This is a genomic window from Oceanobacillus sp. FSL K6-0118, assembly GCF_038006665.1.
Classification (GTDB): Bacteria; Bacillota; Bacilli; order Bacillales; family Amphibacillaceae; genus Oceanobacillus; species Oceanobacillus caeni.
Map to the genome: position 1 here is coordinate 1,306,892 of NZ_JBBOVR010000001.1, position 22,203 is coordinate 1,329,094.

19 protein-coding genes, 1 other RNA gene, 1 pseudogene and 1 riboswitch are annotated in these 22,203 nt (G+C 38.2%); of the genes and pseudogenes, 20 read left to right on the forward strand and 1 reads right to left on the reverse strand.

The window, feature by feature from the left end:
* Position 1 precedes the first annotated feature (1 nt).
* The 4 genes from ssrS (at position 2) to MHI02_RS06840 (ending at position 3,911) form a co-directional block, all read left to right on the forward strand.
* Positions 2-189, forward strand: a non-coding RNA gene (gene ssrS, locus MHI02_RS06825) — 6S RNA.
* Positions 190-370: 181 nt separating this feature from the next.
* Positions 371-472: riboswitch (purine riboswitch) on the forward strand.
* Positions 473-584: 112 nt separating this feature from the next.
* Entirely contained in the window at positions 585-1,163 is a 579-nt protein-coding gene (locus tag MHI02_RS06830) for a xanthine phosphoribosyltransferase (protein WP_047185221.1), read from the forward strand.
* Position 1,164: 1 nt separating this feature from the next.
* Entirely contained in the window at positions 1,165-2,463 is a 1,299-nt protein-coding gene (locus tag MHI02_RS06835; RefSeq protein ID WP_047185222.1) for a nucleobase:cation symporter-2 family protein, read from the forward strand.
* 137 nt (positions 2,464-2,600) lie between these two features.
* Entirely contained in the window at positions 2,601-3,911 is a 1,311-nt protein-coding gene (locus MHI02_RS06840) for an ISL3 family transposase (RefSeq protein ID WP_047185367.1), read from the forward strand.
* 211 nt (positions 3,912-4,122) lie between these two features.
* On the opposite strand, the gene MHI02_RS06845 is transcribed toward MHI02_RS06840, so the two are convergent.
* Positions 4,123-5,910 (reverse strand): glycoside hydrolase family 13 protein, encoded by a 1,788-nt coding sequence (locus MHI02_RS06845; RefSeq protein ID WP_047185223.1) that lies wholly within the window; start codon positions 5,908-5,910, stop codon positions 4,123-4,125.
* 455 nt (positions 5,911-6,365) lie between these two features.
* Here MHI02_RS06845 and MHI02_RS06850 point away from each other — a divergent pair, with 455 nt between their 5' ends.
* From MHI02_RS06850 to MHI02_RS06925, 16 genes and pseudogenes are all read left to right on the forward strand, one after another.
* Complete coding sequence (locus MHI02_RS06850) at positions 6,366-7,643, forward strand: extracellular solute-binding protein (RefSeq protein WP_222115721.1); 1,278 nt, start codon at positions 6,366-6,368, stop codon at positions 7,641-7,643.
* Between the two features lie 69 nt (positions 7,644-7,712).
* Positions 7,713-9,017, forward strand: coding sequence for a carbohydrate ABC transporter permease (locus MHI02_RS06855; protein WP_060667515.1), 1,305 nt, complete (start codon positions 7,713-7,715; stop codon positions 9,015-9,017).
* Positions 9,018-9,019: 2 nt separating this feature from the next.
* Entirely contained in the window at positions 9,020-9,871 is an 852-nt protein-coding gene (locus MHI02_RS06860; RefSeq protein WP_047185226.1) for a sugar ABC transporter permease, read from the forward strand.
* A gap of 33 nt (positions 9,872-9,904) precedes the next feature.
* Positions 9,905-10,774 carry a DUF1189 family protein gene (locus MHI02_RS06865; protein WP_060667514.1) on the forward strand — a complete coding sequence of 290 codons (870 nt, stop codon included), beginning with the start codon at positions 9,905-9,907 and terminating at the stop codon, positions 10,772-10,774.
* Positions 10,775-10,795: 21 nt separating this feature from the next.
* Complete coding sequence (locus MHI02_RS06870; RefSeq protein WP_060667513.1) at positions 10,796-11,821, forward strand: LacI family DNA-binding transcriptional regulator; 1,026 nt, start codon at positions 10,796-10,798, stop codon at positions 11,819-11,821.
* 87 nt (positions 11,822-11,908) lie between these two features.
* Complete coding sequence (locus MHI02_RS06875) at positions 11,909-12,940, forward strand: Gfo/Idh/MocA family protein (RefSeq protein WP_060667512.1); 1,032 nt, start codon at positions 11,909-11,911, stop codon at positions 12,938-12,940.
* A gap of 5 nt (positions 12,941-12,945) precedes the next feature.
* Positions 12,946-13,980, forward strand: coding sequence for a Gfo/Idh/MocA family protein (locus MHI02_RS06880; RefSeq protein ID WP_047185230.1), 1,035 nt, complete (start codon positions 12,946-12,948; stop codon positions 13,978-13,980).
* Positions 13,981-13,995: 15 nt separating this feature from the next.
* The gene (locus MHI02_RS06885; RefSeq protein ID WP_047185231.1) at positions 13,996-14,964 is read left to right on the forward strand and encodes a sugar phosphate isomerase/epimerase family protein; all 969 of its coding nucleotides are present in this window, start codon (positions 13,996-13,998) and stop codon (positions 14,962-14,964) included.
* A gap of 69 nt (positions 14,965-15,033) precedes the next feature.
* A complete protein-coding gene (locus MHI02_RS06890; RefSeq protein ID WP_047185232.1) occupies positions 15,034-16,704 on the forward strand; it encodes a glycoside hydrolase family 13 protein in 1,671 nt (556 codons plus the stop codon).
* A gap of 79 nt (positions 16,705-16,783) precedes the next feature.
* Positions 16,784-17,776 carry an ROK family glucokinase gene (locus tag MHI02_RS06895; protein WP_047185233.1) on the forward strand — a complete coding sequence of 331 codons (993 nt, stop codon included), beginning with the start codon at positions 16,784-16,786 and terminating at the stop codon, positions 17,774-17,776.
* A gap of 182 nt (positions 17,777-17,958) precedes the next feature.
* Positions 17,959-18,336, forward strand: a complete 378-nt coding sequence (locus tag MHI02_RS06900; protein ID WP_047185234.1) for a cupredoxin domain-containing protein — start codon at positions 17,959-17,961, stop codon at positions 18,334-18,336.
* Positions 18,337-18,409: 73 nt separating this feature from the next.
* Positions 18,410-18,595: pseudogene (locus MHI02_RS06905) on the forward strand (purine permease); the annotation flags it as partial.
* 307 nt (positions 18,596-18,902) lie between these two features.
* The gene (locus tag MHI02_RS06910) at positions 18,903-19,859 is read left to right on the forward strand and encodes an alpha/beta hydrolase (protein WP_047185236.1); all 957 of its coding nucleotides are present in this window, start codon (positions 18,903-18,905) and stop codon (positions 19,857-19,859) included.
* 89 nt (positions 19,860-19,948) lie between these two features.
* The gene (locus MHI02_RS06915) at positions 19,949-20,437 is read left to right on the forward strand and encodes a hypothetical protein (protein WP_047185237.1); all 489 of its coding nucleotides are present in this window, start codon (positions 19,949-19,951) and stop codon (positions 20,435-20,437) included.
* A 26-nt stretch (positions 20,438-20,463) separates the two neighbouring features.
* Positions 20,464-21,006: a DNA-deoxyinosine glycosylase gene (locus MHI02_RS06920; RefSeq protein WP_312030825.1), complete on the forward strand. Its 543-nt coding sequence runs from the start codon at positions 20,464-20,466 to the stop codon at positions 21,004-21,006.
* Between the two features lie 111 nt (positions 21,007-21,117).
* Entirely contained in the window at positions 21,118-22,071 is a 954-nt protein-coding gene (locus MHI02_RS06925) for an alpha/beta hydrolase (protein WP_047185239.1), read from the forward strand.
* Positions 22,072-22,203 lie beyond the last annotated feature (132 nt).

The window sequence follows — 22,203 nt, forward strand, 5'->3', positions numbered from 1 at the left end:
TTACAAGCTACATTGTGCGTATTTAATTAAAGTTTTAACCTCTAATAAGATAATAGGGAGTTTTACATCGGAATCCAAATGCCGGGCCGTCATGTAACGGAAGGCAGGAAGATTTCTGCGAACACCCACTTGGTGAAGTGGTGGTTTAAAACTTTTTATTATAACAAATACGGCAAATGTGGCTGTACTACATAGTGAAAATCGAAGGTCAGTATTCATGTTGAATACTGGCCTTTTACTATCTACATTAAAATCCATACTTTAAAATGGAACTGTATCCCCTTTCATACTAAAACACAATTTTTTAGAAACATTTCACTTCGTTTTATGGGTTGTAATTCGGAAAATCCGTGTTATACTGGAAATAAATTTGAAAACTAAATACATTTTTCATATAATAGCGAGAATATGGCTTGCGAGTTTCTACCGGTTTACCGTAAATAAACCGACTATGAAAAAGCAGAGAGTAATCACATTTCTAAGGGATTACTCTAATTTCAAACTTTTAAGCTTGAGAATATGCTTCTTCATAGTAAGGAGTATTTCTTAAGCTTTTTTTATTTAAAATTTGGAAGGAGATTTATATGAAGGCCTTAAAGCATAAAATCTTAGAAGAGGGAAATGTATTATCGGAATCCGTGCTAAAAGTGGATTCATTTTTAAATCATCAAATTGATCCTGTATTAATGCAACAAATTGGACAGGAGTTTGCCCAACGTTTTAAAGACGCTGGAATCACGAAAGTATTAACATTAGAGTCTTCTGGTATTGCTCCTTCTGTAATGACGGCTCTAGAACTTGGTGTAAAAACGGTTTTTGCGAGAAAACGTAAATCTTTAACTTTAATTGATGGCTTATATTCAGCGGAAGTATATTCTTTTACAAAAAAGGAATCGAACGAGATATCCGTTTCCGAACAATACATTTCAAAAGAGGATAATGTTCTGGTCATTGATGACTTTTTAGCGAATGGACAAGCAGCTCTAGGACTTACTGATATCGTCGAACAGTCAGGAGCGACATTAGTTGGTATAGGAATTGTTATTGAAAAAGGATTCCAAACCGGTAGAGCGTTGTTAGAAGAACGAGGAATCCGTGTAGAGTCATTAGCTATTATTGACTCGTTGGCTGATGGAAAAGTAACCTTCAAGGAGGAACTATAAAATGAAAACAACTGCCTTAGGTCTTCAGCATGTTTTAGCTATGTATGCTGGTGCCATCTTAGTACCGCTTATTATCGGTGGTGCACTCGGTCTAACAACGGAACAGTTAACCTATTTAGTTGCTATTGATATATTTATGTGTGGTGTCGCAACTCTGCTACAAGTAGTGAGTAATCGTTTCTTTGGAATTGGATTGCCGGTTGTACTTGGGTGTACCTTTACAGCTGTAGGTCCAATAATAGCTATTGGTGGAGAATTTGGCATTTCTGCTATTTACGGTGCTATTATTTGTTCCGGATTATTCATTATTCTTATTAGTACCGTTTTTGGGAAACTTGTTCGATTTTTTCCACCAGTTGTAACAGGTAGTGTTGTCACAATTATTGGTCTCACTTTAATTCCAGTTGCTATTAATAACTTGGCTGGCGGTCAAGGTGCAAGTGATTTCGGTTCTTCTATTAATCTTTTATTAGGTTTTGGTACGTTGGCTTTTATCATCCTTATGTATCGTTTTGCAAAAGGATTTATTCGTTCTATTTCCATTTTAATTGGCTTAGTCATCGGTACAATCGTTGCTGGTTTTATGGGGAAAGTCGATTTTAGTGCGGTTGCAGATGCGTCTTATTTGCATATGCCCCATCCTTTCTATTTCGGGATGCCTACTTTTGAAGTCTCAGCAATCATTACGATGTGTCTTGTTGCAATGGTATCATTAGTAGAATCCACAGGTGTTTATTTTGCACTAAGTGATATAACAGACAAAAAGTTAACCGAAAAAGATTTAGCAAAGGGTTATCGTGCAGAAGGTCTTGCTGTGTTTTTAGGTGGAGTATTTAATGGATTTCAATATACAGCATTCTCGCAAAACGTAGGATTGGTTCAATTGACAGGCGTGAAAAAACGTAAAGTTATCTTGGTTGCAGGTATTATTTTAATTGTATTAGGGTTGGTTCCTAAAATTGCAGCCTTAACAACCATCGTCCCAACATCCGTATTAGGTGGCGCTATGCTTGCTATGTTTGGTATGGTTATTTCACAAGGGATTAAAATGCTTGGAAAAGTAATGGGGGATTCGTCTGAGAACTCTATGATTATCGCGTGTTCGGTGGGAATGGGTCTTGGAGTAACTGTTGTTCCAGAATTATTCTCTGTTTTACCGGCAAGCTTACAAATTTTAACGAGTAATGGTATTGTTGCAGGAAGTGTAACTGCTATTGTTTTAAACATTATTTTTAATATGAAACCAGAGAAAAAAGTAGAAAATAATCCTGTCCCTATTTTGCAGGAAAAAGAAGCATAGTTCGTTTTTAGGTTGTACAATAAATGACGTTGGTGGGAAAAACTCACCTACGTCATTTTTGTGTTTATAAATAGAAAACAAGTGAGATTCCCTGTAGAATTAAAGTCGCTGAAAACCATTCCTAGGAGGGAACTCACTTGTCTATATCAAATGATATTAGAAATATGTTAGATATTCAAGATAAAAATATTTATATGAGCGAAAATGCAGTAACGTATGGCAAACATAAAGGGAAGTCTTGTAAATTTATTAAGGCGAAATTAACATATGATGCAGATCAATGCCCAAATTGCCAGGTGGAGAAAGTAGGCTCTTCTATTTATAAAAACGGAACACAATTATCTCGTATTACCATTCCGACCATGGGAGTTTATCCAACATATTTATTATTAAGTAAGCAGCGTTTTATGTGTAAACATTGTGGTGTTAGTTTTACTGCACAAACAAATATCGTAAAGCGTCATTGTTTTATATCCTCAAATACAGAAGCCCAAATCATGATTAAATCAGCTGGAGCGCAGTCCGTTAAAGATATTTCCCAGGATTGTGGTGTATCTGAGGCAACTGTTCAGAGAATCATTAATAAAGAAGCAAATAAATATAAACCGCATTATAAAGCCCTACCTAAGCATCTATCGTTTGATGAATTTAAGTATGCCAAGGGCAAGATGGCTTTTGAATATATCGATGTTGAAACGGGTGACATCTTAGACATTTTAAATAGTCGTGATAACCGGTCTATTACAGATCACTTCATCACAAATTATAGCTTATCAGCTAGACAACGAGTAGAAACCGTGACAATCGATATGAACGCAGGTTATGTAAGTTTGATAAAAGAGATGTTTCCAAATGCAGATATTATTATTGATCGTTTTCACTTAGTTCAACTCATATCAAGAGCGATGAACAAAACGCGTGTTAAAATCATGAACCAACTCAGAACATCTAATGGGGAAGATCAGAAAAAGTATCGCCGCCTTAAACGTTATTGGAAGCTTTTACTGAAAAAAAGATCGAGTTTATCTTATACAGAATATAAATATTACGGCTTATTTGGCCAACGTCTTGAAAGTTCAATAGTGCAAGAAATGTTGGATTATAGTGAGGAACTTAAAGTCAATTATGGTATATATCAGGACCTGTTGGAGGCAATTGACGAAAAGGACTATCATGCATTAGAGAACACATTAAACAAAAAGTGTCCAACCCAGTCATCAACCTATTTAAGAACAAGCATTAAAACATTAAGAAAGCACTTGCCCTATACGAAAAACAGTTTTCAATATACGTATAACAATGGGCGAATTGAAGGTATTAACAATAAAATCAAGGTACTCAATCGGATTGCATATGGCTATCGGAATTTTAAGCATTACAAAAACCGAATAAGATTACATTTTAAACTGAAACCCGTAGTAAACAAATCACACTCTAGAGTAGCATAGCTTCCCTAGAGTGTGATAATCAAATACATATTAAAAGTCGACTAAAATACAGTACCAACGTCACTTGACGTAGAGCCCGTTTTTATAAAGGTATCTCCATGCGGGGGTATCTTTTTTTTGTTTCTCTTTATGTCCGTGATCTTTGATGACAGGACAGTTCTTGTGATTTTTTAACAAGAACTGTCCTTAGGTATATATTTAGAAAGTGAATCTATTCATTACTATACTCAAAAATGCGAAATCCTAAAGTAGAGACTTTTATCTTATCTGACGCTGTCAGTTGAATCGGCTTTCGTGAATAGACTGTATCTATACTAGTTCCAACTACTAGTTCGCTACAATATTTTTCAGGAAAATCTGGTAAACCTAACGTTTGTTCCTCCGTACTATTATTTATTACAAAAAGGATACGCCGGTTATCTGCTTGCTTTTGATAGACCAATGTATTTGTTTCATTATCGTACATAACGATTTGGAACGTACCATCATTTCCAAAAGCAGGAATTGTTTTTCGCATTGCAATCAGATTTTTAACATACGTAAACAACTCTCGATTCTGCTTCGTTTCGTCCCATACCATACATGCGCGGCAACCCGGATCTTGACCGCCTTCCATCCCAATTTCATCCCCATAATAGATACAAGGTGTACCAATGAAAGAAAGTTGAAAGAGATATAGAAGTTTCACACGATCCATCTCGCCATCTGCTAATGTCAAAATCCGCGGTGTGTCGTGGCTATCAAGCAAATTAAATGCAACTTTATTCACATTCGCTGGATACATATGCAATACATTGGTAATGGAATTCGTAAAGTCTTCAGGAGATCGCTCATTTTTTGCAAAGAAATCGATTGCACTATTTGTAAACGGATAATTCATGACAGCATCGAATTGGTCGCCGCCAAGCCAAGGCATTGAATCATGCCAAATTTCTCCTAATATATAAGCGTCCGGTTTCACTGCTTTCACTTCTTTTCTAAAATCTCTCCAAAACTGATGATCGACTTCATTCGCGACATCTAAACGCCACCCGTCGATATCAAATTCCTCGATCCAGTAGCGGGCAACTTTTAGTAAGTAGGCTTTCACTTCCTGATTTTCCGTATTGAGCTTCGGCATGGATCCAGCAAAGCCAAACGCATGATAATTTGGTACTGGCTCTGGTTTTACAGGGAATTCTCGAAGGTGGAACCACTCCGTATAAGCTGATTTCTCTTGTTTATCCAGTACATCTTGAAATGGAGGGAAATAATAGCCGCTATGATTAAATACCGCATCAAGCATGACACGAATTCCCCGCTGATGACATTCCCGCACGAGACGGCGGAAAGTTTCCTTATCCCCAAATTGCGGATCAATTTCCATGTAATCAATCGTGTCATATTTATGATTGGAATACGCTTTAAAAATAGGCGTGAAATAGATACCATTAATTCCTAAATCAACAAGATAATCCAAGTGATCGATAACGCCTTGAAAATCACCGCCAAAGAAGTTTGTAGCAGTCGGTGCAGCTGACCCCCATGGTAAAGTTCCCTTCGGATTTAATGATGGGTCCCCGTTTCCAAACCGTTCTGGAAAAATTTGATACCAAACAGTGTCCTTAACCCAGTCTGGTGCTTGGAAGACATCGATTTGATTCAAGTACGGGAAGCAGAAGTAATTTGAAATATCTGCTGGAGGATCAGAATAAATACCACTCTCCGTGTAATAGCATGTTTCACTAGAATCCATGCAACGAAATCCATAGCGCATCCGGTAGAACTCAGGTTTTACTGCGATAAACCAATAATCATATAAGGCGGTCGATCCTGACTTAATCATTTCAACCGTTTGCGTTTGCCATACCTCATCTTTCCAGTCATACGGATCTCCAAACAGAAGTGCAACAGACTCCATATCATTCTTTTTCGTTTGCAGTACGATATGTAATGTGTCCTTATCATAAGCGTATGCGAAGTTATTCTTTGGACGGTGGTAGATTGCTTCTTTTAGCATTTAATTTTCTCCTTTCTGAAATAGAAACCCCGATTTCCGTAATGTTAGAAATCGGGGTTGTTGTCATTTGTACAAAGCATTGCCCTTAAGTTGTTCTCCATTTAATGTAATGTAAGCGGATTAGGCTGTCAATAATAAAGGTAGATTTGACACTAAATTGATAGTCTCTTTTTCTCCTTAAAACGCGAGGGAAAATAGTATTTGAATTATCCTATTTATATATAAAACTAAAAATATTTAATGAAATCGTTTGCGCAAATCTTGAGTTTAGTATAATATATTAATAGAGGTTGTGCAAACGATTTCGCAATCTTCAAAACTACGATATTGGAAAGGAGATATAATACTTAAAACAAAATCATTTTTTGGTAATTTAAGAAAGCGTTTTAGTAGTCTTTCGGGGGCAAAAGATTGAATTAATCGACAAAACGTGAAAGAGGGGTTGTAAAATGAATATAAGGAATTGGAAAAAGTTTACATTAAGTATGATTATGGTTGCAATTCTGTTTTTAGCAGCTTGTAGTGGTGGCAAAGAAGACAAAGCTGATTCATCCAATTCAACGGATGGAGGAGAAAGTACAGGATCCGCAACATTAGAAGTTGGGGTGGAGGATGATTATATCGGCTTTATAGAGGAAATTGCCCCTGCATTTGAAGAAGAACATGGTGTCACCATTAAGGTTTCAGAAAAAGACATGTTCGACACGTTGGAGGCGTTGCCATTAGATGGTCCAGCTGGACTTGCACCGGACGTTATGATTGCTCCTTATGACCGTGTTGGAAACTTAGGCCAACAAGGACATTTAGCGGAATATACGTTCCCTGAAGATGGAAGATATGATGAAACAGACGAAAAGCAAGTGACATTTGAAGAGAAAATTTACGGAGCTCCATTCGTTATTGAAGCATTAGTCCTTTATTATAATAAAGATTTACTAGACGCGGCACCGGAAACTTTTGAGGAATTGGAAGCTCTAATAGATGATGAGCGTTTTGCATTTGCTTCTGAAAGTGGTAAGAGTACTGTATTCTTAGCAAATTGGTTGGACTTCTATAGCACATATGGACTCCTTGCAGGACATGGTGGTTATGTGTTTGGACAAGACGGAACAGACCCGACAGACGTTGGCTTGAATGATCCAGGCGCAATTGAAGGAATTGCGTATGCGACAAAATGGTTCCAGGATGTATGGCCACAAGGAATGATGGATGCCACCTCTGCAGGAGATTTCATTGATGCCCAATTCACGGGTGGAAACACTGCAGCTATTATCGGTGGACCTTGGCAAGCTGCGACTTATAATGAAGCAGGTCTAAATTACGGCGTATCTGCTATACCAACTCTTCCAAATGGTGAAGCTTACCAACCATTTGCCGGCGGGAAAGCATGGATCATCAGTAATTATGCAGAAGATAAAGAGCTGGCAGAAGAATGGTTGACTTATGTAACAAACGAAGAAAATCAAAAAATACTATATGATATGCGAGCAGAAATCCCTGCTAACAATTTCACAAAAGAAGAAGTCAGCCAAGGAGATAACGAGTTAACAAGCGCGGTAATTGAACAATATAACACTTCTGTTCCAATGCCGAATATACCTGAAATGGCTGAAGTTTGGAAAGGTGCAGAAACATTAATGTTCGATGCTGCTTCTGGTAATAAAACACCGGAAGAATCAGCGAATGATGCAGTAAAAGTCATTCAAGAAAATATCGAACAAAAATATCAATAAGGAAAACAATGTAACGGCAGGGCCCAATTAGGCTCTGCCGGGCATTTGGAAAAAGGGAGTGACACTGTTGTGGAACGTACAAAGGACGCGAAGAAGAGGGTAAGAACAGCGACATGGCTCTCAGTCATTCCAGGAATAGGTCAGTTTTATAACAAACAAACATTTAAAGGCATTGCCTTTCTAGTAGTATTCGCTTTGTTTATTTATGAAATGATTGTGTTTGGTTTTGCTGCGTTTACTGGTATGGTTACGTTAGGGTTAACACCAGGTGAGGATCATTCTTTATTCTTGCTCATAGAGGGATCCTTGCAACTACTTTTGACAGTTATATTTTTCTTATTTTATGCCATTAATATTTATGATGCGAGGAAAGTTGCAATACAAATCGTTGAGGAAAAGAAAATAAATAAAACGGCGAAGGATATTTTGAAGAATGTGTATCATAATGGTTTTCCTTATCTATTTACAATACCCGCTTACCTAGTTATGATTTTTGCAATTATCTTCCCGGTTTTAGTTACGATCTTTATCTCATTTACAAACTATGACTTTTATCATATACCTCCAGCTAGTTTAATTGATTGGGTTGGGTTTGAAAACTTTATCAATATGTTCTTCCTCAGCTCGTATCGTGATACATTTATAGCTGTACTTGGTTGGACGATAATTTGGACACTAGGTGCCACTTCATTACAAATAGCGATCGGTATATTTACGGCAGTTGTGTTAAACCAGAAGTTTATTAAGTTTAAACGGTTATTTGGAATTATTTTCTTACTCCCGTGGGCTGTACCTGCATTCATTACTATTATGAGTTTCTCAAACATGTTTAATGATAGCTTGGGAGCAATAAATTCACAGGTCATTCCGTTTATCAATTCGCTTGTTCCTTTTATAGATTTGGGAGCTTTACCATGGAAGACGGACCCCTTTTTTACTAAGATAGCAATTATATTAGTTCAAGGTTGGTTAGGATTCCCTTATATTTATGTGCTGGTATCGGGAATCTTGCAATCTATTCCAGAAGAACAATATGAATCAGCAAAAATTGATGGGGCTGGTCCAATCCAGCGCTTTCGTCATATAACCCTTCCAACGATATTAATGATTGCAGCGCCAGTGTTTATTACGCAATATACCTTTAATCTGAACAACTTCAACATGATTTACCTCTTTAATGAAGGCGGACCAGGAAGTATCGGAGCAGGTGCGGGTTCAACGGATATCTTAATATCATGGATATTTAAGCTTACAACTGGAACATCACCACAATATTCAATTGCAGCAGCAGTAACATTATTTATTTCGATATTTGTCATTACTATTGCGTTGATTGTATTTAAAAAGACAAAAGCATTTGAAATGGAGGATTAACGATGAGTAATTTATTCCGATCACAAAAATCTTCCCGATTCTTTACAAAGTTTTTCACGTATGCATTTTTACTACTCCTATCCGTGATTATATTGTATCCTTTGTTGATAACAGCAAGCTCCGCGTTTAAAGCCGGTAACATCTCCGCCTTTGATCTCAGTTTCGATGCGACATGGACATTGGATAACTTCAGGAGATTATTTACAGAAACACTCTATGGCGAATGGTATATTAATACGTTGGTCATTGCATTTGTCACGATGATTGTCCAGGTGATACTTATTACATTGGCCGGTTATACATTTAGCCGTTACCGTTTTATTGGCCGTAAGAAAAGCTTGATGTTTTTCTTACTCGTACAGATGATACCAACGACTGCTACTTTAGTTGCTTTCTACGTTATGGCATTGCTGTTAGGTGCACTCGACCAAAGTTGGTTCTTGATGTTCCTTTACATTGGTGGAGGTATTCCGATGAATACATGGCTCATGAAGGGGTATTTTGATACGATACCATACGATTTGGATGAATCGGCAAAGCTGGATGGTGCTGGTCACTTCAGGATATTCGCACAAATCGTGCTGCCAATGGCAAAACCGATGATTGCTGTTCAAGCATTATGGGCATTTATGACACCGTTTGGCGAATACATGTTAGCTAAATTCCTATTGCGGTCACCTGAAAATTACACTGTAGCAATTGGATTACATACATTTATTAGTAATCCGCAAGAACAGAAAGTAGCACTCTTCTCTGCAGGGGCAATCTTAATTGCGATACCGATTAGTATCTTATTCTTTATGTTACAAAAGAATTTTGTTTCCGGTTTAACTGCAGGCGGAACAAAAGGATAATCGATTTAAATCATAGAAATGAAGTGAGTATAGATGAAAACAGATATATTCCCATTAAATTACTTTAAAAGTATATTCAGGCCTACCGACATGTTTACGGGGAGACATCAATTAAACTGGTTGCAAATCATTATTGTGTTTTTCTTTTTAAATGGTTTGATTTTGATCCCAGTGTCGCTGGATTTTGCGAAAATGGATACTTACGAAATTGATGAAACGTATCCGAATGCGTTTGCACTTATTGATGACACAACCGTGACCTCATTAGAAAATGCAACTTTCTCTCAAGGAGAAATGGAGCATGCTCCTACTTTCTATCAAGAGAAAGAAACTGGCGTGATCGGCGGAAATTTATCAGATGAGAAAATGGAGCAAGCGCTGGAAATGGAAAATGCAGTCCTCTTCCAAAAGGAAGGCATAACAATCAAAGAAGCGGGGCAGCCAATTGCAAACATTAAATATACTCGGGATTTCAATTTGTCTGGAGTAACCAATGAAAAAGAACTGCAAGCAGCGATTTCTAATCAATGGTTTACCCAGAATAAAGCAATCGTTGTAGGTGGCTTAATCTTTGCTGTTTTTAATATCGCCTTTGCAAGCCTGCTCTTTTTTGTAATAGGTGCTTCATTCTTCATCTATTTAACGAAGAGAGGTCAATCCTCATCAATAGGGACATATAAAGAATCTGTCAATCTAATTGTAAACACACTTGGATTAGCAACTTTAATCGCAATGATTATGGGATTGTTAGGATTCGATGTTATTGTCATTATTATGACACAGTCAACGGCTCTAATCTTTATCTTGCTCGCTGTGTTTTATCATACTCACTTCAGTGATGAGTACGTTGAAAGGAAACAACTACAGAAAATAAAGACCCAGTATGGGAAGTCAGTCGATTAAAGAAGCGGGGTGAAATGGAAAATGGTAACAATTAAAGACATAGCAAAGGTAACAGGTGTATCACCCTCTACAGTTTCTAGGGTAATTGCCGATAATCCGAGAATTAGTCCTGATACAAAGAAAAAAGTACGAAAAGCAATGAAAAAGCTAGGTTATCATCCGAATATTCATGCACGAAACTTAGTTGCCAAATCAACAAAGTCAATCGGTGTTATCTTGCCATCATCTGCTGACAAAGCATTGCAAAACCCATTTTTCCCAGAAGTATTACGGGGAATTGGATCTGTTACACATAAGGAACAATATACAATGATGCTTTCCAGCGGACAAACAGAGGAAGAAATACTTGCGGAAGTTGAACGTATGGTTTATGGCAGTTATGTCGACGGTATGATCTTACTTTATTCCCGGATGAATGATCCTGTTACGCAGTTCCTTAGGGAAAGTGAATTTCCGTTTGTTATCGTTGGAAAGCCCTATGAGAACATCAGCGAAACAACCCATGTCGATAATGATAACTTTTCAGCAGGGAAAGAAATTACCGAACATCTTATTGAACAAGGGCATGAAAAAATCGCTTTTATTGGTGGGGCAAGGGATTTATTCGTAACAGTTGACCGTGAGGAAGGCTATAAAGCAGCACTGGATGAAGCTGGACTAGAAAATAAAGAAGCGTATCAGATTCATACCGAATTTCTGAAATCAGGAGGGCGGGAAGCAGTAGAGAGTTTATTAGCGCTCGAGACGCCTCCGACAGCGATTGTAATTAGTGATGATTTAATCAGCTTAGGTGTTTTAAGCATGCTTGAAGATTCGGGATTGCATGTTCCAAAGGATATTTCGTTAGTAAGCTTCAATAATGTATATTTATCAGAAATTACACGTCCTGCATTAACAACGATTGATATACAAATCTATGAAATAGGCGCACAATCAGCTAAAGCATTAATAGAAAAGACAGTAAATAAATCAGAACCGGCAAAACGGATCATCATTCCACACAAAGTAATTTACCGTGAATCCGTAAGTGAATATAAGTCTGAGTGAATATGGAAGATTGACTGGCCCCCTGCGCATGGAAATGCGGATTCACTAGACAAATAGCCGAGAAATAATCGAAGGAGGAATCGTCCTATGACAAAAATTCGTGTTGCCGTCATTGGCTGTGGAAGTATTGCAAAACACCGCCACTTAATCGAATACAACAATAACCCACATGTGGAGATTGTCGCTGTGAGTGACATTAATGAAGCAAGAGTAAAAGAAACTGCTGAAAAATATCATGCTAAGGCATATACAAGTTATGAAGCATTGCTGGAATCAGAAAATATCGATGCAGTGAGCGTCTGTCTCCCTAACTATTTACATGCACCAGTAAGTATCGCTGCCCTAAATGCAGGCGCTCATGTCTTATGTGAAAAACCGATGGCAACTTCCCGTGAAGAAGCTGAACAGATGATTGAAGCAGCCGAGAGGAATAATAAGAAACTCATGATCGGCCATAATCAACGCTTCGTTTCTTCTCATCAAAAAGCAAGGAAATTAATCGAACAAGGTGAAATTGGAAAAATTTATAGTTTCCGTACGAGTTTTGGACATGGTGGCCCAGAAGGCTGGAGTGCAGACGGAGCGGACAGTTGGTTCTTCAAAAAAGATCAGGCCTTTATCGGAGCAATGGGTGACCTTGGTGTACATAAAGCGGATTTACTGCGTTATCTGTTAGGTGAGGAATTCGTAGAGGTTGGAGCTTTTGTCGAAACGAATGCGAAAGAAAATATCAATGTCGATGATAATGCAACGTTAATTTTAAAATCAACAAGCGGCATCGTCGGTACACTTGCAGCAAGCTGGGCATATACCGCAAAAGAAGATAATTCAACGATTCTTTATGGGGAAAAGGCAACGTTAAGGCTTGAGGATGATCCCGAATACTCCCTTATTGTGCAATACAATAATGGAGAGGTAGTGAAGTATGAGTTGGATGGCATTCAATCGAATGAAGATGGAGGTCAAACAACCTCACATACAATCGATCATTTCATCGAATCCATTCTTCATGATACAAATCCATTAATTGATGGCGAGGAAGGTAAGAAATCATTGCAAGTGATTCTAGGTGCATTGGAATCAGTGGAAACGAAACGAATTATCAGTTTGGAGAAGTGAAATGGATGCGGAAATTGAAAATGGGAATCATCGGAGTAGGTGGGATAGCGCAAGATCGTCATATCCCGGCCTACCAGGCATTATCAGACAAAGTGGAAATTACCGCAATACAAGATCTTAAAATTACAAAAGCAAAAGAAGTAGCGGAAAAGTTTAATATCCCTTACGTGTTTTCCGATTATGAAGAACTATTCGCCACCGTTGATGCGGTGACAATTTGCACACCGAATAAATTCCATGCAGAAATCTCTATCGCGGCATTAGAAGCAGGAGTCCATGTTTTATGTGAAAAACCGATGGCCATCACGGCCGAAGAGTGCGATTTAATGATCAAAGCAGCAAAGAAAGCGGATAAGTGTTTAAGCATTGCGTATCATTATCGGTTCATAGAATCTGTTCAGCTGGCAAAACAAACGATGAAAGAGGTTGGGGACCCGCTTGTAGCAAGGGTCCAGGCATTAAGGTGCCGGAAAGTTCCGGGCTGGGGTGTATTTACGAATAAACAATTACAAGGCGGAGGAAGTCTGATAGATTGGGGTTGTCACTTTTTGGATGCAGCACTTTGGCTATTAGATGAACCCAACGCAGTAGAAGTAACAGGAACAACGTATAACAGATTAAGCAAAACGCCAAATCAGCTCAACGACTGGGGCAACTTTGATCATGAATCTTTTGATGTGGATGACCATGTATCTTCCTATATCCGATTTGAGAATGGTGCCTCTATGTTATTTGAATGCTCTTGGGCAGCAAATATAAAAGAAGATACGACAAATGTAAGCATATCCGGTTCGAATGGCGGATTGAATGTATTTCCAATTGAATTCTATCAGCCGAAACACGGAGCATACCTAACAACCACAGCAAAAGTAGAAGATGATCAAGCAAAAGCAGGATTTCTTCAGGCCAAAAACTTTATTGAAAGCTGTCTTGGGGAAGCGGAATTAGTGAACAAACCCGAGCAAGCCAGAACTGTTACTAAAATAATTGAAGCGATTTACAAAAGTAGTGAAAACAAATCAAGTATAACATTAAATTAACTGGAGGCGGTATCCATGAAATTAGGCGTATTTACAGTATTATTTAATGAAAAACCTTTTGAACAAATGTTGGATCATGTAAAGGAAGCTGGATTGCAAGCAGTTGAAATTGGTACTGGTGGGAATCCTGGCACTGCTCATTGTGATGTGGATGAATTACTCGCTAATGAGGATAAACGGAAGGAATTTATCGATAAAGTCCATTCAAGGGGCTTAACGATCAGTGCATTCAGCTGCCATGATAACCCGGTTTCCCCAAATAAAGAACATGCAAAAAAATCCCATGATATGTTCGTGAAAACCGTGAAACTTGCGCAAATGCTGGATGTACCAGTCGTCAACACGTTTTCCGGTACACCAGGATCACATGAAGATTCCAAATACCCTAACTGGCCTGTGACACCATGGCCAACCGAGTACACTGATATTTTAAATTGGCAATGGGAGAAAAAATTGATTCCTTATTGGAAAGAGCAAGCTCAATTTGCAAAAGATCATGGGGTGAAAGTTGGATTGGAACTTCATGCAGGCTTTCTCGTTCATACACCTTATACATTACTGAAACTGCGAGATGCAACGAACGAGGCAATTGGTGCTAATCTGGACCCAAGTCATTTATGGTGGCAAGGCATCGACCCGGTTGCAGCGATTAAAATATTAGGTAAGGAAAATGCGATTCATCATTTCCACGCGAAAGACACATTTATTGATCAAGATAATGTAAACATGTATGGACTGACAGACATGCAGCCATATGCAGATGTCCAGACGCGTGCATGGAGTTTCCGTTCAGTTGGGTACGGTCATAGTATCCAAGAATGGTCTAACATAGTTAGTGCATTAAGGACGTATGGCTATGATTATGTCATGAGCATTGAACATGAAGATCCAATCATGTCTATTGATGAAGGCTTTCGCGCAGCAGTTCGAAACTTGAAAGCTATCAATATGGAAGAGGCCCCCGCTAATATCTGGTGGGCATAATCTTGCTTTACAGGAAAAGAATTAGCTGATGTTCTATATCAAACCGTTCAGCTAAAGGAGGAAATAAGTATGACTAGCCAGTGGTGGAAGGAAGCGGTAGCCTATCAAATTTATCCGCGAAGTTTTATGGATTCAAATGGAGATGGCGTCGGGGATATCCAAGGTATCATCTCGAAATTGGATTATTTACAGGATTTAGGGATTGATGTCATTTGGATCTCCCCAATCTATCCATCTCCGAACATTGATAATGGTTACGATATTAGCGATTACCAGGGAATTTCAGCCGAATACGGAACGATGGAAGATTTTGATGAATTACTGGAAGAGGTACATGCCCGTGGTATGAAATTGATTATGGACCTCGTCATTAACCATACATCGGATAAGCATGAATGGTTCATTGAATCCCGTTCTTCAAGGGACAATCCATACCGGGATTATTATATTTGGCATCCTGGGATAGACGGCAAAGCCCCGAATAATTGGGAATCTATCTTTGGAGGGTCCGTCTGGGAATACGATGAGAAGACAGGGGAATATTACATGCATGTATTCGCCAGTAAACAACCAGACCTCAACTGGGAAAACCCGGAAGTTCGCCACGATTTGTATAAAATGGTGAATTGGTGGTTGGACAAAGGAATCGATGGTTTCCGAGTCGATGCAATTTCACATATTAAAAAAGTTCCCGGTTTTCCGGATATGCCGAACCCCGACAATCAAAAATATGTTCCTTCGTATGAGGGACATATGAACCGACCTGGAATTGAAGTTTTCCTGGAGGAACTAAGAAAAGAAACATTTGATAAATATGATATTATGACCGTCGGAGAAGCGAACGGAGTCAAAATTCAACAAGCGGATGCATGGGTCGGCGAGGAGAATGGCTTTTTCAATATGATTTTCCAATTTGAACATTTGGACCTTTGGGGCAAGAGTGCAACAGGCGGACTCGATATGCAAGGTCTTAAAAAAGCGCTCAGCAAATGGCAAAAAGGTCTGGATGGTATCGGCTGGAATGCTCTGTTCTTAGAAAATCATGATCAGCCTCGTTCTGTTTCCACATGGGGAAATGATACGGACTTGCGGGAAAAATCGGCAAAAAGCTTTGCAACCATGTACTTTTTAATGCAAGGAACACCGTTTATTTATCAAGGGCAAGAGATTGGAATGACGAACGTCAAGTTTGATTCCATTGATGATTATAATGATGTTGCAATTAAAACACTTTATAAAGAAGAACGGGTAGCCGGTAAAAGTCATGAAGAGGTGATGAAAATCATCTGGAAGAGCGGCCGGGACAACTCCCGAACACCGATGCAATGGAATAGTAAGGAAAACGGCGGATTTACAACGGGAACACCATGGATGAAAGTAAATCCAAATGTGAAGGAAATCAATGTAGAAGCCGAACTGGAGAATCCCGATTCCATCTACCATTATTATAAGAAGTTGATCGAGCTGCGCCGTGGAAATGAGACACTCATATACGGTAGCTATGAACTTATCTTAGAAGAACATGAGCAAATTTATGCTTACGTGCGTACGTTAGGTGAGCAACAGTATGTTATTTTAACAAACTTATTGGATGGTACTGCCGATTTCGAGTTCCCTGAAAATTTACTAGGGAAGCAGGCGGAATTGCGATTAAGCAACTATCAGGTGCAAGAGGCTCATGAAACACTGGATACGATGACTTTCCGTCCGTATGAAGCCCGAGTGTATCAGATAAAATAAGATGTTGTTTGATCATTCAGGAGTAACCTACTCATAAGGAAGCAATCCGCTAAACTTACATGATAAGGAGTACGTCTAAATGGATGAGTTGATGATAGGCATAGATATTGGAGGCACTACTGTAAAAATCGGCTTAATCAATCATAAGGGAGAATTTTTAGTTAAGTGGAAAATACCAACGAACAAAGATAATGCAGGAAAGACAATTGTAAAAGATATTTGGGCATCGATAGCGGATACCTTATCAAAATACAAAATAGAAAATAAAATAATAGGAATAGGTGTGGGCGCTCCAGGCTTTATACATCCAGTAACTGGTATCGTGGAAGAGGCTGTAAATATTGGTTGGAAAAACTTCAATCTGAAAGAAGAACTTCACCGATTATCAAGTTTACCTGTATTTATAGAAAATGATGCTAATTTAGCAGCATTAGCGGAGAACTGGAAAGGGAGCGGCAACTCTGCTGAAAACCTTATATTTATTACGCTTGGCACTGGAGTTGGTGGCGGAATTATCGCAAATGGAGAGATTTCGAACGGAACGAATGGCACTGCCGGTGAAATTGGACACATTTTAGTTGCGCCAAACGAATACCGCTGTAATTGCGGAAGAATGGGATGTTTGGAAACAATAGCTTCGGCAACGGGAATTGTGCACATGGCCATGGATCATATAAAAGAAGCTCCTCACGGTGTACTCGCTGCCCGTTATAACCAACGTGGTATGTTAGAAGCGAAAGATGTTTTTGATTGTGCAACGTCCGGAGATGAAGCGAGTCAAAGGATTATTGAACGGATGGCAGATATGTTAGGTAAGGCGATGGCAAATATGGCAGTTACGATCAATCCTAGTCAGATTATAATTGGTGGCGGACTCTCTAAAGCAGGGGAGCCGCTGCTCGCTAAAATAACAGCAGCATTCAAAAAGTATGCCCTTCCTAGGGTAAGTGAATGTTGTGAAGTGAAGCTCGCACAATTGGACAATGATGCAGGAATGATTGGTGCGGCTTATCTTGTGAAAAGTCGATTTGAGAAGCGGGAACTAAGGAATGATAATTTAGTAGAAGCATAAAAGGAGAAAGCCGTAAGGATGGCTTTCTCCTTTTAAAGTTATTTAGGAAACGTTTAATAAAAGTGAAATCATGAAATCTAGAATTAGTCATACCTGATATAGACGAATATATCACTTCTAATATTCTTTGATATTTTCCTGTAAATTGAAGAAACTAACAGGCAGAAAGGAGGTATTATCCAATGTCTATTAAAAATCCGTTAATAAGGTTAGTTTGTGTATTTGCGGTGATCATGGTTCTTTCTAGTTTTGGCTCGCTACATGGAGTTGCAGAAACTGAAGCTCAGAATGCAAATAATGAAGTCGTGGTCGAATTGAACGATGATTTCTTTAATCCGGACGTAATTACGCTTCCAAATGAAGAAACGACAATTCTACTGCTTCAGAATAAAGGAATGAAAGAACATACCTTTACTGTAAAAAGACTAGCCATTGATGTGGAGCTTCAACCGGGAGAAGAGAAAAAAATCTCGATAAAGCCCGAAAAGACCGGCACGTATGAATTGATATGCCGATACCATGAGAAGGAGGGCATGGTTGGAGAAGTAGTGGTTGAATAATGAGGATTTGTTGAATTACGACACAGCATGACATCTCGGAGAGAGAGGGTCATGCTTTTATTTATCGACAGGTGCTATGATTATCGCGTGTCCAGTGGGAATGGGTCTTGGAGTTACTGTTGTTCCAGAATTATTCTCTGTTTTACCGGCAAGCTTACAAATTTTAACGAGTAATGGTATCGTTGCAGGAAAAAGAAGCATAGTTCGTTTTTATAAAGGTATCTCTAATAGAAGGATACCTTTTTTGTTTCCAGCATAAGTTTTCTAATAAAGGTTCTTTAGGGTCACTCTTTTTGTCTATGAACCTTGTCACGGACATTCCAGGAGCGTTTTTATTTCTTTTGTCCGTGACAGGAGCTCACGGACAATTGAAGCAAGAAGAACAGGAACTTTGTCCGTGATCCCCTTTGTCACGGACTTTCCACGGTAGTATTCCGTTTCTTATGTCCGTGATAGACTTTTATCATGGTGATTTTACTAGTTTATTCCGTTACCCTAGAAATTAGACGAATGCTTAGTAGAAGTTTTTATGGTAATTTAAAAGAAAACGGATCGGGGGCAGACAATTGAAAAGAAAGATTATTAAAGTATTAGCAATCCTTTTTATTGTCCTGAGTGCATCTTTGTTTTTCGTTGTTAATTATTTTTATGGGGAAGCTGTAAAGCGTGGAGTGGAAGTGGAGTTGTATGATGGTAAAAAGGAACAAACTGTTGAGGTCGTAAAAAAGGAGGAAGAACCTTCTACATTAGATGACGCGAGGAATTGGTTTAAAGAACAAAATTTGGAAGCTGTTAGCCAAACTTCTTTTGATGGATTAACATTATATGCTAGGTATTTAAAGAATGAAAAACAAAATAATAAAGCAGTCATTCTTGCCCATGGTTATAGATCGGATAGTGACAAAATGGGAGATTATGCTAAATTCTATTATGATCTGGGATTTGATATTCTAATTCCGGATGCAAGAGGGCATGGAAATAGTGAAGGGGATTATGTTGGTTATGGATGGCATGATCGAATTGATTATCTTGGATGGGTTGATGTATTAATTGAAAAATATGATATAGAAGACATAGTCCTTCATGGTAATTCCATGGGGGCGGCTACTGTATTAATGGTAAGTGGTGAGGAATTGCCTCCACAAGTGAGAGGTATTATTGCAGATAGTGGATATACAACGGTAAAAGAAGAGCTTGCCCATCAATTAAAGCATTTATATGATTTACCAGCACGTCCGCTTTTGGACTTTACTAGTATGATGACTAAAGTTAGATCTGGATTCACCTTTGAGGAGGCATCTGCTTTAGATCAAGTGAAAAATAATAAGCTACCACTATTTATCATTCATGGGGATGAGGATGAATTAGTACCAACAGAAATGGCACATGAGCTTTATGAAGCCGCGGGAGGAGAAAAGGAATTATGGATAGTTCCTGGTGCGGGTCATACAAAAGCATATGAAGTGGCGACGGAAGAATTTGAACATCGATTATCTCAATTTTTAAATGGAATAATCCACTAAGAAAACAAAACATAAAAGAACACCCTCATTTCATATAAATGAACAAACACGTATTATTTATCATTTATCCTTTATAAGGAGTGAGGTCATTGGAAAGTTTGCCACAAATATTTTTGGTCATCTATATGATTATTTTTTCTATAACCCTAGTAGCAAGCATTGTATACTGGGTCAAACAGAGATTTAGTGCGTTGGCAGCAATTGCTATGATATTATCTCTTTTAATACCATTAGTTTCATTTGTGTATACTGCACAGAGAAAAACGGGTAATGGATATGAATTTATGTTGGAGAAAGTGTTTGATTTAAATGGGCTAGCCATTACATTAATGATTGGGTACGTATATATAATCGGCTGGCTTATATTTGTTATAACCGAATTGCTCACAAGGTTATATCACGTTCCATTTATTAATGAGAAACTGAAACCGATGTTTCAAAAGATGGAAGAGCATTGGATAAAGAAAGGGATACCACCGCTTAAGCGTTTCTTTTCATTAATACGGGAAAAACTACCGAAAAGAAGAAAGAAGGCGGACGAGACCTTGGAAGAAGAACATAAACAAAGTAGCCAATAATTTTAAAAAGCAAATACGGATAGTGAGTGATTGAATTGGATAAAAAAATAGTTTCTTTTCCACCAGTACTTCCAGATGAACCAAGAGTTTTAATCCTTGGTTCCATGCCTAGTGTGAAATCACTAGAAGAACAGCAATATTATGGCAATCCTAGGAATCATTTTTGGCCAATTCTTTTTGCTTTATTTCAAGAAAATAAAATAGATAATTATGATGACCGAATCGATTTTGTGAAAAAACATGGAATAGCATTATGGGATGCAATTGCAGCTTGTTATCGGGAAGGAAGTTTAGATTCTTCCATTAAAGATGCAGAGGCTAATGATATAGCTGGGCTTTTAGAGAGATATCCCACTATTCGTTTTATTGGATGTAATGGGACGAAAGCTTTTGACACATTCAAAAAGCACTTTGATTTCACTCAATTTCCGGATGTCCATGTTAAGAAATTGCCTTCCACTAGCCCTATTCCAGGTCGATTTACCAAAACATTTGATGAAAAAGTGGAGTCTTGGAGTATTATTTTAAAATTTATCCCATCTCAAACTTCTGGGGGACAAAGAAAGTGATGGGGGATAAGCTCCACGTAAAGATGTAATAAACTACCATTTATATCGTCTTCCGCTATGACTAACTATTCGAGTATAATAGAATAATAGTTAGCGTAGAGGAGCGAATAAATGAAAAAAATAATCTTAAGAATCGTCGTAGGGTTATTTATTATAGCAATTATTATCAATTTCATGATCGGATATTACTTATATGATTTAGCAATAGAAAGAAATGTTAAAGATTTCTTAAATGGTAATCAGGATTTGCAGGTTTCCGCCCAAGCGATGGAAGAGTTTACACAAGGGGATTGGCGTGATTGGGTAAAAGCTCAAGACTTTAAAGAGTGGAAAATGAAATCTTATGATGGAATTGCACTTCAGGGATATTTTTTACCTGCCAAAGAGCCAACGAATAAAACAGTAGTCTTTGCTCATGGCTATTTAGGACGAGCTAGTGATATGGGCTTGTTTGGTCAGTATTATGTAGAGGAATTAGGTTACAATATGTTTACCGCAGACATGCGAGGACATGGAGAAAGTGGTGGCGACTATATTGGCTTTGGTTGGCATGATCGTCTTGACTTAATCGACTGGGTCAAACGTGTAGTTGATGAACTTGGGGATGATACAGAGATTGTGTTACATGGTCTTTCCATGGGCGCCGCAACAGTATTAATGGCTAGTGGGGAAGAGTTTCCAGATAATGTTAAAGCAATTGTAGCTGATAGTCCATATACAAGTGTAAATGATTTATTTGCATATCAATTGGATAGAATGTTTAAATTACCTGAATTTCCGGTATTACCAACAACTGGACTCATCACCAATATAAAAGCCGGATATAACATTAAGGAGGCTTCCGCACTGGAACAAGTAAAAAAAGCGGAGGTACCAATCCTTTATATACATGGGGGAAGTGACACATTTGTTCCAACCTCCATGACTAAGGAATTGTTGAAAAACACGAAAAGTGAAGCAGAGCTTATGATTGTGGATGGAGCTAATCACGGTGAATCCATTATCTTGGAACGAGATAAATATTTAGATACATTAACTAGGTTTTTAGACAAATATGTATATTAAAAAATGGTTCTTCAGTTTTCTGGAGAACCATTTTTTATCCTATAACCATCGGTGGTAGATAAAGGAAAACCTCATTGATGGAAGTCTCTTTATACATCCTTTATACAATTAAATGGAGGTTTTCAGAAATAT